Source organism: Paradesulfitobacterium ferrireducens, from assembly GCF_017310645.1.
GTDB lineage: Bacteria > Bacillota > Desulfitobacteriia > Desulfitobacteriales > Desulfitobacteriaceae > Paradesulfitobacterium > Paradesulfitobacterium ferrireducens.
Map to the genome: position 1 here is coordinate 1 of NZ_JAFLRH010000028.1, position 12,084 is coordinate 12,084.

General features: G+C 49.7%; 13 protein-coding genes and 1 riboswitch. Of the genes, 4 read left to right on the top strand and 9 right to left on the bottom strand.

The features are described from left to right. Positions 1–133 precede the first annotated feature (133 nt). From J0X21_RS10460 to J0X21_RS10490, 7 genes are all read right to left on the bottom strand, one after another. Positions 134–1,855: a methyl-accepting chemotaxis protein gene (locus tag J0X21_RS10460; RefSeq protein WP_206812154.1), complete on the bottom strand. Its 1,722-nt coding sequence runs from the start codon at positions 1,853–1,855 to the stop codon at positions 134–136. A 184-nt stretch (positions 1,856–2,039) separates the two neighbouring features. Next, a complete protein-coding gene (gene clpP / locus J0X21_RS10465; protein WP_206812155.1) occupies positions 2,040–2,645 on the bottom strand; it encodes an ATP-dependent Clp endopeptidase proteolytic subunit ClpP in 606 nt (201 codons plus the stop codon). Positions 2,646–2,745: 100 nt separating this feature from the next. Next, the gene (locus J0X21_RS10470; RefSeq protein ID WP_206812156.1) at positions 2,746–4,290 is read right to left on the bottom strand and encodes a 4Fe-4S binding protein; all 1,545 of its coding nucleotides are present in this window, start codon (positions 4,288–4,290) and stop codon (positions 2,746–2,748) included. A 184-nt stretch (positions 4,291–4,474) separates the two neighbouring features. Then, on the bottom strand, positions 4,475–5,284 hold the full coding sequence (locus J0X21_RS10475; protein ID WP_206812157.1) for an energy-coupling factor transporter transmembrane component T family protein: 810 nt from the start codon (positions 5,282–5,284) through the stop codon (positions 4,475–4,477). Then, positions 5,278–7,110, bottom strand: coding sequence for an ABC transporter ATP-binding protein (locus J0X21_RS10480; protein ID WP_206812158.1), 1,833 nt, complete (start codon positions 7,108–7,110; stop codon positions 5,278–5,280). Before J0X21_RS10480 ends, J0X21_RS10475 begins: the two co-directional genes overlap by 7 nt. 16 nt (positions 7,111–7,126) lie before the next feature. Next, the gene (locus tag J0X21_RS10485) at positions 7,127–7,627 is read right to left on the bottom strand and encodes an ECF transporter S component (RefSeq protein ID WP_206812159.1); all 501 of its coding nucleotides are present in this window, start codon (positions 7,625–7,627) and stop codon (positions 7,127–7,129) included. Between the two features lie 91 nt (positions 7,628–7,718). Continuing rightward, the gene (locus J0X21_RS10490) at positions 7,719–8,486 is read right to left on the bottom strand and encodes an alpha-ribazole kinase (RefSeq protein ID WP_206812160.1); all 768 of its coding nucleotides are present in this window, start codon (positions 8,484–8,486) and stop codon (positions 7,719–7,721) included. Between the two features lie 96 nt (positions 8,487–8,582). Beyond that, a riboswitch (cobalamin riboswitch) is annotated at positions 8,583–8,758 on the bottom strand. 294 nt (positions 8,759–9,052) lie between these two features. Here J0X21_RS10490 and J0X21_RS10495 point away from each other — a divergent pair. The 4 genes from J0X21_RS10495 (at position 9,053) to J0X21_RS10510 (ending at position 11,230) form a co-directional block, all read left to right on the top strand. Beyond that, positions 9,053–9,577: a carboxymuconolactone decarboxylase family protein gene (locus tag J0X21_RS10495; RefSeq protein ID WP_206812161.1), complete on the top strand. Its 525-nt coding sequence runs from the start codon at positions 9,053–9,055 to the stop codon at positions 9,575–9,577. Between the two features lie 336 nt (positions 9,578–9,913). After that, a complete protein-coding gene (locus tag J0X21_RS10500; protein ID WP_206812162.1) occupies positions 9,914–10,075 on the top strand; it encodes a hypothetical protein in 162 nt (53 codons plus the stop codon). A gap of 331 nt (positions 10,076–10,406) precedes the next feature. Beyond that, positions 10,407–10,781 (top strand): fluoride efflux transporter CrcB, encoded by a 375-nt coding sequence (crcB, locus tag J0X21_RS10505; RefSeq protein ID WP_206812163.1) that lies wholly within the window; start codon positions 10,407–10,409, stop codon positions 10,779–10,781. A 110-nt stretch (positions 10,782–10,891) separates the two neighbouring features. Continuing rightward, complete coding sequence (locus tag J0X21_RS10510; RefSeq protein WP_206812164.1) at positions 10,892–11,230, top strand: DUF190 domain-containing protein; 339 nt, start codon at positions 10,892–10,894, stop codon at positions 11,228–11,230. 83 nt (positions 11,231–11,313) lie between these two features. Here the strand turns inward: J0X21_RS10510 and J0X21_RS16085 are convergent, their stop codons facing one another. Continuing rightward, the gene (locus tag J0X21_RS16085) at positions 11,314–11,652 is read right to left on the bottom strand and encodes a type II toxin-antitoxin system RelE family toxin (RefSeq protein WP_328812727.1); all 339 of its coding nucleotides are present in this window, start codon (positions 11,650–11,652) and stop codon (positions 11,314–11,316) included. Next, positions 11,546–11,803, bottom strand: coding sequence for a hypothetical protein (locus J0X21_RS10520; protein ID WP_206812165.1), 258 nt, complete (start codon positions 11,801–11,803; stop codon positions 11,546–11,548). Before J0X21_RS10520 ends, J0X21_RS16085 begins: the two co-directional genes overlap by 107 nt. Positions 11,804–12,084 lie beyond the last annotated feature (281 nt).

Consider the following 12,084-nt stretch of genomic DNA (forward strand, 5'->3'; position numbering starts at 1 on the left):
GCTTCACGCTTCGTCGACTGCGCTCACGACGCTCCTCTGCTCTACGGTTCGCTCCGCAAGGTAGCTTGCCTGTTACATTCATCAGTGGTGCTGCGTAGCAGCATGGAAGTCTGACTCCTGAATACTAGTAGAGTTACACCCTAAAATGCCCCATCAGTTCTTTCAAATCCCGCGCCAGCTGATCCAGGGTCTCAGCGGAGGCAAACAGCTCTTCCACAGAAGCATTCTGTTCCTCAGCAGCAGCTGCTGAGGACTGGGTAGTGGCCGACATGGACTCGGCCTGTTTGACCACGGTTGACATCCCCTCAAGCATGCGGCTGCCGTCCTGCTGAACGGCACGCACAGATGTTTCGATCTCCTTCGCCAGCTCCGCGCTTTCCTCAACCGCCTGCAAAATCGTGCCGAACTGGGCGGAAATCTCCTTCAGATAGACTCCCCCCTGATTGACACTGCGCACACTGGCGGTCATGCCCTGACGGGCGCTTTGGGAGACGCGCTGCATTTCCTGCACTCTTTGGGAAATATCAACCAGGCTTAGCTGGACTTGCTCCGCCAGTTTGCGCACTTCCTCCGCCACGACCGCAAACCCGCGTCCGTTTTCTCCGGCCCGCGCGGCTTCGATGGCGGCATTCAGGGCCAAAAGATTGGTCTGCTGGGCAATGCTGTCGATAATCTGAACGGTATTGGCGATGTCTCCGGATTTCTCATCCACATTCCCAATCACATCACTTAAGCGGTGAACCTGTTGTTCAATTTCACCCATTTGCCGGACAACCTGCTGCAAACCTTTGCTCCCTTGACGGGCAAGCTCGGCCGAGTGCTGGGAAGCTTCGTTTACTTTCTCCGCCTGCTTCTCCACATGATTCATTTCTTCAATCACCCGGGCCATGCGCTCCTGGTTGTCCGCCATTTCCTGAACCTGCATTTCTGATTCCCCGGCTATTTCGGATGCGGACAAGGCGACCTGCTCCGCCGCTTTGGCCGACTGCTCCGATCCGGCCCGCATTTCCTGGGCCGTGCGCGCCACCTGGTTCGCCATCTCTACTACATTCTTGATAATCTTGCGCAGGGAATCCGTCATTTCACGGAAAGAATCCTGGAGCTTGACTCCCTCCCGGTTCCAGGCTTTCCAGGGGGATTTCTTCTTGCGTTCGATCTGGCCGGCCGCGATCTCGTTGGCGTTTTGCACGAGGTTAGTCATCATTTTCATTAAAGCCCGGCTAAGCAATATTCCGATCAAAATGCTAACCAGAAAAGCCAGGATAGCGACGACAGCCGATATTTTAGAAGCGCGGGCAAAAATAGCTTTGGTATCCACGGTCGAGTGTTGAGTCACCATCGCTAATTTGGAATTGACCATTTTCTCCAGAATATCGTTGGCCGCTTGATTGCGCGCCCCGGTATTTCCGTAAATATACTCTTCCGCTTCCTGCACCCGGCCCTCCTGTGCTGCTTCCACCGCATTCTGAGCTGAACTGACATACCCGGTCCAGGCTTCTTTGAACTTAAGCCACTCCGCTGTATCTTCCGTTCCTTTAGAGTAGGAATCATACGCGACCATGTCTTTGACCATTTCATCATTTTGCTCTTTAAGTTTAGCCAGGTACTTCTCCCGCTCTTCCGGAGTCGGTGCATGCACTGCCATCAGCACCGCCGAACGGTAAGCCTGGGAGTGGAAACGAATCTCAGACAAAAGGTCCATGGGCACCACATCCTGCTCGTAGACCGTCATGGAATTGTTATGTAATTTGCTCATGCTGTAAATCCCAATTCCGCCGACCACGGCAGCAGCCGAAGCTATAAAAACCATCAGAGCGACGACTTGAAACCCTATACTCAAACGTTCCAGCTTCATTTTCTCCACTCCTTTTGCTAGACCCTTATCCCTATTCATATATATTTCTATATATTTTGTGTTTTTCCTTTGTTGAGAAATGTAGCTTTATGGCGGATTGATATAGTTATAGGGCTATCCCAAGCAGACAGATATCAGGATGGACTGATATCCGTTCGGAATAGCCCTTGCACTATCCTTTACCCTACTTTTTAGGCTCGGCTTTGGCTAGGACGTCATCAACAATTCCATAAGCTTTCGCCTCTTCCGCGCTCATATAGTAATCGCGGTCCGTGTCCGCCTCAATCTTTTCCAGCGGCTGCCCGGTTCTCTCGGCCAAGATGCGGTTCATTTTCTCTTTGGTCCGAATCAGGTGCTTGGCATGAATTTCAATCTCGGTCGCCTGGCCGGACAAACCATGCCCTCCGATTAGGGGCTGGTGAATCAAAACCTCGGCATTCGGGAGCGCAGTGCGCTTACCTTTGGCGCCTGCCGCCAAGAGAAAGGCTCCCATGCTGGCAGCCATACCCACACAAATGGTATGGACATCGGCCCGGATGTACTGCATGGTGTCGTAGATAGCCATGCCTGCCGTGATCGACCCTCCCGGGCTGTTAATATAAAGATAAATGTCTTTTTCCGGATCCTCTGCTTCTAAAAAGAGCATCTGGGCGACCACGAGGTTCGCGACATCATCATCGATTCCCCCACCCAGGAAAATAATCCGATCCTTCAGGAGCCGGGAATATATGTCGTAAGAGCGCTCCCCGCGGTTGGTCTGTTCTACAACCATTGGAATAAGATAACCCATGCAAACGTTCCTCCTTTGTCTCTCTGTTTATTCCTTTCCAGTATATCTTTACCCGTCAGCTCTATTTTAGTACAAAGGTCAATAAAGGTCAAATGTTTCTTTACTTATTCTTATCGACTTCTTCCTGAAGGGAGGTTTTGACCGCTTCAAATTCAATTCCCTGCTGCTGGCAATAATCCCGGACGGCCATTCCGGTGGAGGGAATTTTCCCTTGAATGATTTCTTCAATCTTTTCCTTAGGGACACCCCAATCCAGGATTTCGTTAAACGTTGTTTTCCCTTTAATCGTGGTATCGCTGTCATCATTTTCCGCCGTTTCCCCCGGAGCTGCCGCCGCAGCTCCCCCAGGAGAAGCGGCCGGTTGGACCGTATGGCTTTCCAGATAAGCGATTTGCTCCGGCGTCAGCTTCGCCTGTGCTTTCAGGATTTCCACCGCTGGGGCCGGCAGGCAGCCCTCCTCACTCATTTCATAAGGAAGCCCCTTATACAGGGCGACGAAGTAACGCAGAGAATCAGTTTCAACTGCCTTGCCTTCGGCATTCGCTTCCGTATAAAGCGTTGCAAGGTCTTTAACCAAGAATGACGCCGGATCTTTGGCATTGACCGCAAATGCCTTGGCCAGTTCGGATGCCGGAACCCCAAAGGCACTGCTGACATCCCCAAAAGAGTAAGAGCCGCGTATGTCTCCCGGGTTGTACTGGCCGGCAAATTCCCCGGAAGCATAGGCCGCCGGAATCTTAGTCGACTCCGTTTGCCAGACTCCCAGCCCTTTGCTGATCCCGATACCGCCAAACAAGATTACCAGCATAACGACAGCGGCCATTTTCGAATTCATGTTCATAGAAGTGGTGTTTCCGACCGGACACGCTTGCTCAGAGGTGCACTTCAGACAAGATATGCATTGATGGTTGCGTACGGCTTCCTTCTTGGAAATCTCAATATTCATGGGACAGGAAGCGTCACAGAGCTTGCATGAGATGCAGCTGTCAGCATTGCGCCGGACTCGGAAGATACTGAAGAGATTGGTCACTCCCAGAACCGCGCCGTAAGGACAGGCATACTTGCACCACGGCCTTTCGAGCGCGAGGGAAGCTAAAATCGCAAGGCCCAAAACGATGATTCCGCCCAGGGCAATCTCACTGGTCCAGAAATTAAACAGGGCATAATACGGATCGACATTCTCAAAGACCGTGATTTCCCCGGTCTTGGCCACCATGTACACCACCCAGCCCAGGACAAGGTATCTGGAATATCTCAGCACCCGGTCAAGCTTGCGTGGGATCATATGATTATAGCGCGTGCGGAACAGTTTCTTCCCGATCTTGCCAATCCATTCCTGCAAACTCCCCAGCGGGCAGACCCAGCCGCAAAAAAGCGGACCGAAGATAAAAGCGCTGGTGAAAATGATAATCATTAAAATAAATGAGGATTCGTGAATCTTGCGCACAAAGGTGCCGGCCGTCAGATACTGGTAAGTAGTCGCCACTCCTCCGAAGGGGCAAAAGGCATGGGTTGAGGCATCCGAAATAAACGGAAGGGCCATGCCGTAGCCGGCCAAGGTTTTGTTCACCGCAATCAAAGCAATAAGTCCGAAAAAGAATACCTGAAGCCATGTCCTGATTCTGATTTTCTTTTTACCCGCCATAAAATATTCCTCCTCCCAAACTCAGCAGCCGCAGCGTTCCTTCGTCCAGCAAACAACCTTGTTTAAGTCATCTCGAACCGGCGGCTGCAAGTACAGTGTAATGCCCCTTTGTGGTGATTCTTTAAGGAGAATGTGAAGATTTTATGAATATTGAGGCTTGAGAGAAGGAAGAACTTTACTTTGCTTAAAGAAACCCTAAATGCAGAAAGTATCTTAAGTAAACTCCGACGGCTGTTACGCATAGGATTAAGAAGATACTCAGATAATCCTCAAGCCGGAGCGTCAGCTCACGCACGCCGGCCCGGATCTTTGTATAGCCATAACCCCGGTTAAGCATCGCCATTGAAAGGGCATCGGCCATTTGAATGGAATTAATGATAAGCGGCACCATAATAGGAATATAGGTCTTAATATTTGCAATCAGGCCCTTTTCGCTCAGGCGTGCACCCCTCGCCTTTTGGGCCTCAAGAATATGTATTCTCTTTTTGTCCAGAGCCGGAATAAAACGCAGAGCTGTTACAATCATAAAAGATAATTCCGAAGGGACTTTCATTTTCTGCAGGAATTGAAGCAGGTCATCGATAGGGGTAGTCAAGGTAAACACAGAAGAGGCGAGCACCATGGTCAAGAGCCTGAACAGAAAGTTCAGACCCGTTAGCATCCCGCCCACACTCGCTCCCAGATGCTGTCCGGGCAAGAGATAAAAAAGGGTTAGCCGGCTGAATGCGTTGTGGAAACGGTCTTCAGGGTAAGTAAAGGATGTAATCCCTAAAATGAAGAAGAAAATTGGGAGCAGAGGGATTAAAACCGTCCGGATTCTGGCCACAGGCATGCGGGCGGAAAAAGCTGAAATTCCGGCTATCAGGAACAATCCCAAATTATAAAAGGGGTTCTGAAATATAAATGCCAGTCCGGTTAAGCAGCTAAAACCAAGTACTTTCGTCCTCACATCAAGGCGATAGAGCAAGGGTTCCTTTGCTAAAGCGTTTAACATCCTGCTTCCTCCTCTCCCTGGGCCGGAACCTGGATCTGGGCCGGTACTCGAACCAAACGGCGGCCAGCTGCAAGAATGCCCTGGCACAATTCAACCGGAGTAAGAAAGGTTTCCCCCAAGCCCAGATCCGCCAAATCCCGGCTGAGCCCGGCCATTTGAGGAGGAACAAGTGAAGCCTCCTGCATTACCTTTGTATCAGTGAACAGCGTCCGCGGTTCCGCATCGCAAAGAATTCGTCCTTGATGGAGGACAATGGCCCTGCGGGCATAGCCTGCAACAATTTCCATATCGTGAGTGATCATGATAATCGTTGTCCCGTACCGGTTCAGCTCCGTGATAAAATTCATAATGTCCTGGGTTCCGTTCCAATCCAAGCCGGTCGTGGGCTCGTCAATGACCAAGAGCTTGGGCTTCAAGGCCAGAATGGAAGCCGTTGCCAGCAGCTGCCTTTTGCCCTTGCCGAGAGTAAAAGGGTGATCACTGCGGTGCTCTTGAAGCCCGGTTAAATCCAGAACCCAGTCAAGGCGGTTTTTGATCTCCTGTTGTCCGAGACCGGCATTCTTGAGACCGTACTCTATTTCTTTTTCCACCGACACTGCGAAAATCTGATGATCAGGGTTTTGAAAAACATAGCCCACAGTTTGGGCCAAACCCGCCGTCTCAACCTGGCGCGTGTTCATGCCATCGACGATGACATCCCCGGCAGATGGTTTAAGCAGGCCGTTAAAGTGCTTGGCCAGCGTAGTCTTACCGGCACCGTTGGGGCCGATAAGCGCGACAAATTCCCCTTCTCTGATGGACAAATTAATGTCCTTGACGGCTGTTTGGCCCGATGGGTAGCGGTGGACGAGCCCTGACACTGTAAGCAAAACCGGTGTCTCTTCAGTATTTGCTATAGGCCCGTTCGTTGTGACTCTCGCCTGCGCACTTGGCTGTGACCGGCGGCCGGCTAACTCCCGCACAACTTTGGCTGCAGTTGACAAGCTGAGCGGAATTTCTTCCGAGCTGATCAAGCCGTGTTGAACGAGTTCCCAACCTAGTTCGCTGACAGGCAAGGGCTTAATTCCCAGCTCCTTAAGGAATTCGACCTTTCTGAAAATGTCCGCGGGACACCCCCTCCGGACAATTTCTCCTTCATGCAATATCACTACCTCATCCGCGCGCTCACTCACGTCTTCGACGTTATGTTCGATAACCAGGATCGTCAGATTGCGTCTTCTCCGCAGTTCATCAAGGGCGGCATAGAGGTCGACCCGCCCCTGAGGATCCAGCTCAGAAGCGGGTTCATCCAAAACAAGGATCTTCGGACCCATGGCCAACACACCGGCAACAGCCAAGCGCTGTTTTTCTCCACCGGAAAGTTCGGAAGTGTTTCTTTGATTGTACCCTTTGAGGGAAACCAACTCTAAAGCTTCAGCAACCCTGCGTTCGATCTCCGCCTCAGGTAAAGCGAGATTGCGCGGGCCAAAGGCTGTATCTTCTTCCACTGTGCGCCCGAAAATCTGAGTTTCCGGGTCCTGGAACACCAGGCCAATGGATCTGGCCAGCACCTGCACGGGCTGCCGGCTCACATCCTGTTCCGCCACAGTCACGCTGCCTGAAAGTTCGCCTTCCAGGAGCTGGGGAATAAGCCCATTTAAGCATAGGCTTAAGGTGCTCTTGCCGGCCCCGTTCGCCCCCATCACAACCACAAAATTTCCCCGTTCAATGTTCAGGTTGATGTGCTTTAAGACTTGCTTTTCAGCTTGACGGTAACGGTACCAAAGATCAACAATTTCAACTGCATTCTCCATGGCTTTCTTCACTTCTCTCCGGCTTAACTCCATTCCCGGCTCCGGCTGGCTAGATCAGCCTGCTCCCTTTAATTGCTTTATAGGCAACGCCTGCGATGATAACATTTATGGCCGATCCCAGCACTAAAAAGGGCATAATTCCCAATACCGCCCCCATGCCGCCCGCCGGAAACGCTGTGAAGGAACCGATAACTCCGTTGATAACAATGGCTGCGATACCTGCCGGAATGAGGCCCAGTTTGCGGTTTACCCACCGGAAGGCAAACGCGCATACCGCCATTAGCACAGCCACGACCAAGTGAACCGGAATACTTAACGGGAAACCAACAACTGCTGACGTGAGCATGTGAGCCACCGCAATCACGATGCTGCCCTCAGCTGCGCCAAAAGCTAGAGCCGCAAAGTACCCGGGTCCAGAATCGAGCCCGATTGTTCCCACCGGACTCGGAATTTTAATAAGAGCACCGACAGCGCTCAGGGCAATAAAAATAGCGATGATTGCGATCCTTCTGACACTCCCAACGGATTTAACGACATTTACCTGACTCATACATAAATTCCTCCTCACAAAAATTACTTTGCAGATTTCCTGAAAAAGTACCTTGACCTGCGTTCGAATTTCAGGCTCACTGCAGAACTTTTCAGGAGATCAGCACCCCTGCCTTATGCAGGGGAAGCGAGCAAAATGCGGTCTCTGCCCCCGCAAGCTTGCCCAAAGCCGCAGCTGTCAATTCGGCCGGGGAGGCAAAAAGCAAGCAGGTGGAAGGCCCAGCTGACTTTTCCCAGTCAAGCGGAAAAGAGCGATCCGGAATAAAGTCACATCCGCTATTTTTTGCAAGCTGTTCAGCTTCCCGGCGAATCCCCTGCGAACCAACAGGAACAATATCATGAATCCCTTTAATTCTCAGGAGAGAAAGAACGTGTTTAGCCTGAACAATCTCTCCATCATCCGGGCTTTGCACCTCCGAACCAACCTTTGGCAACCCAAGACAGTAAACGTTGTCTCCACTCGGGGAAGTTGCAATTCGCAGCTGTTCGCGCTTGCAGGTGCCCACGATGCTGATGCCTAAACCGGTCTGGCGGGTCGGAATATTCTTCTCCGTACTGATAGCCACCGGCAATGATCCAATTCCCGTGAGCTTAAGCTCATCCCTCACTCCGCCTAAAAGTCCCTCTCCTGTGGGATTCGGTTCATTCGAAACCGCCACGGTCACAATTTGCGGAACCGCCCCAACTGCAAGCACTTCAAGCAGTGCCACTCTGACGGTAGATCTACCCACTAAATAGGAACTTACCTTAACGGCGTCAAACTCTTTCTCTCCTATGGCCCCACACGAATCGCAGGCGGCGACAAGGCATGTTCCATCCTCCAGCAATGCAACTTCGACATCCCGGCCTTGATAACCCATGAGATCACCTCCTTTCAGGCTGCAAATAAAAAAATTCACAGTCATTCACCGTGTTACTTGAAGTAACAGGCAATAACCATGAACTTTACCATTATTCATGAATCGAAGCTACAGGCAGGTCTCCTGACTTAGAATCATCGTTTTCACACGCCTTCCCAGCTGACCAGTGGCTAATGTGCAAAAACTCCTCTTTACAGTGGCGGGTCCGTCCGGGACTTGCACCCGGTTCCCTATTCTCCCTCTAAAAGGGCACCTAATAGCTTGTATTAAGTTTGGTAGAATTCAGTAGTCAGGAGTCAGGAGTCAGAATATCCAAGGATATACTTCCAGCTAACGCTCCTGTCTGCTGTCTGCTGTCTGCTGTCTGCTGTCTGCTGTCTGCTGTCTGCTGTCTGCTGTCTGCTGTCTGCTGTCTGCTTATGATTTTAGCATTCTTACATTGCTCCTTCAAGCCTCTTATTTTAGTTTCTGTCGTTGAGGGTTGAGAAAATTCGTGCTTCAGGGTATGATTTGAACAAGAGGCAGAAGCTTACTCAAGCTTTCGGATCAGAAGAGGAGTGGAAATTATGCCCAGATTGCCCCTGCTAGAGGTCGAAAAAATGCCTGAAAAGACCCGGGAAATGATCACCGGCGGCAAGTCCGAAATGAAAGGACTTAACATCAACCGCATGGTGGCCCATGCGGAAAAAAGCGCCCGCCACTTTATGCGCCTCGGCAATTCCCTGCTTACGCAAGCCAAGCTGGATGGCCGCCTGCGCGAATTGTCCGTCTTACGGATCGCGACCCTGTGTGATTCCCGCTACGAATGGTACCAACACGAAATCCTGGCCCGCAAAATCGGAATCAGCGATGAGCAAATCGCCGCCGTCAAGCTCGGCCCGGGCCAGCCGGAATTTACTGAATTGGAACAGGCGGTACTTAAGTACACGGATGAAGTTACCCTGGAGGTCAAGTCTTCGGATGAGACGTTCAACGTCCTGGCTAAGGTATTAAGCCATCAGGAATTAGTGGAGCTCACTTTGACCATCGGTTTTTATAACTTGGTTGCCCGTCTCTTGGAGAACACAGAGGTCGAAATCGAGAACCAGTAAATTCAAGAACCGGTCAGAAGATTTTTAATTTCTAAGACTGCCAAAGGTTGTTTGAGAGGCTGTTCTTTCGCACAATTCGCGATAGGACAGTCTCTTTTTAGTGAACTAAAGTCACCGATTCCAGATCGTGGCATATTTTGTACTATCCCGCATTTACCCATAATATGGAAGGAGGAAAAAGGGAATGTCATTTGGAGCAGGCGGTGCAGGCGGATTCGGTTGGTCGACCGGAATCGCGATCGTTGTCGTGATCATCCTTTTATTAATCGCTTTAGGGATCGTATTCTAAGTCAGACTAAAACAGATGAATCTTCGTAAAAGGGGAGGAAAAAAATAATGTACGGATATGGCTATGGATTCGGGGGGTATGGCGCCGGTTATTGCGGCGGCGGTTACGGCGGTTACGGCGGTTATGGCGGTTATGGCGGTTATGGCGTTGGCGCCGGTATCATCGCAATTGCAATTTTGATCTTGATTGCTCTCGGGGTAATCTTCTAGAATCGATCTGGTCAAGTTATTCGTTAGCCGAAAACCTATGTTAGTTTAGAAAGAAGCCCCGGCCGGAGCTTTCTGGCTTCGGTCAGGGCTTCTTATTCTGGATGGTCTTCTTATTCTGGATGGCCTTCTGCCTTATCATCATGACATTTCACGCAATTCGAAGGCAAGTCTCCTTGTAAATTCAACTTGTTTGCGTTATGATAATATTCAAGTTGGACACTGTACCGACTTGCGATGGGGCTCGCTATTGCCGTTGGCTGATGGCTCCTACTGAATGTTCAGTAGGAGCTTTGTCTTGTTTTACTGTTATTAAGTTTTAGGGGTGAGAGCCATGCAGAACATCCTAGCTATAGCCCTGGGGGGAGCCATGGGCGCACTGGCCCGTTACGGACTCGGAGCCTGGATATCCAGCCGCTGGAACCAGAGCTTCCCTCTGCATACATTCTTAATTAATATCAGCGGTGCTTTCTTACTGGGGTTTTTGAATATACTTTTTATTGAACGCTTAACCGTAAGCCCTTTCATTCGGCTGGGGATTGGAGTCGGGTTTTTAGGAGCGTACACCACCTTTTCGACCTTTGGCTATGAAGTCATTACTTTAATACAGAGTGGGAGCATGCTAACGGCAGTCTTATACACAGCAGGCAGCATCTTGGTTGGATTTACCGGAGCTGCCCTGGGGGTCGGGCTGGCCCGTATCATCTAATTAGAATGCACATCCTTTGCATGCCAATCTAAGCACTTATAAACCAGGAAAACAGATACCCTATGAACCCATAAGCTGACCTATTTCGCTCAATGAAGGAGGTACCCTCCATGCTTGGAAAAGCTAAACTATTAAAGGTTTATGTCGGGGAGCGTGAACGCTTCCGCAGCAAACCGCTCTACCAGCACCTCATCACCTGGCTCAAAGAAAAGGAGATTGCAGGCGTAACTGTTCATCGCGGGATTGAAGGATATGGGCAGGACAAGGTTCTGCACAGCGCCAGGCTCCTTGACCTATCTGCCGATCTCCCGATTGTGCTGGAAATCATTGATACCGAGGATAAGATTAACTCGATTCTCCCGGACCTGTGCAAGATGGTGCCCAGGGGGTTAGTGTTTAGCGCCGACATTATGATCCACAAGTATGGGAAAGAGAGTTCTTTTCAATGAGCATGCAGAACGCTAATTTAATCAATAATACAAAAGGCAGATTTCTTTCTAACAGAAATCTGCCTTTTGCATTACCTTTTGCATTACTTGTATATCCCTCCACGGGAATCTATCGCTTGGATATATATAATCTTCTCAGTATGGCTAATTTCGAAAAGTATACGATATGTACCAATACGGAGACGGTATAATCCATGATATCCTTTCATTGGTTTGATGTCACCAATCGGGGGAATTTCTAAAAGTCCCCCGAGTCCTTTTGCTATACGTTTTTGGACAACCATTTCTTGTTTTGACAGAAATTTGATCACATCCTTACGGTAAATCAACTTGTAGTCCGAACTCACGCTTGGCATCCTCCCCCGCAACATAACCAGCTTCGCTATTAAGTTGGCGAAGCTCTTCTTCGGATAAAGGTTCATCGTCCGGATTTGCTTTGTCAATTTGTACCCAACTGTCTGGTTTAACTTTAGCTCGATTTAATAAATACTGCATGAAATCAAAAACAGTTTTCTGATCATCTTCAGGAAGGAGCTCAATCAAGTTATGAATATCCTCTTTGCGAATAGCCATGAGGACTCATCCTCCTAAATTTATTCCGCTATCAGATAATCTCTCGGTTACTTTAAGCATAACACAATTCTCGTAGCATTTCCACAAATTAGGGTAATTAATAGTTTATCCACTATTCGAAGTGAACCCTCTATCTTGCTAGCAATACCATCCCTGGGTATAATCTCATCTTTGACAGTTAAGAACTATAAAAAGCTTGAAAGCCCTGTATTTGCAAGGTGTTCAAGCTTTTTTGTATTTTAACAAAGTGAGTAATTTTTTTATTTCTTAGCAGTGTTCAA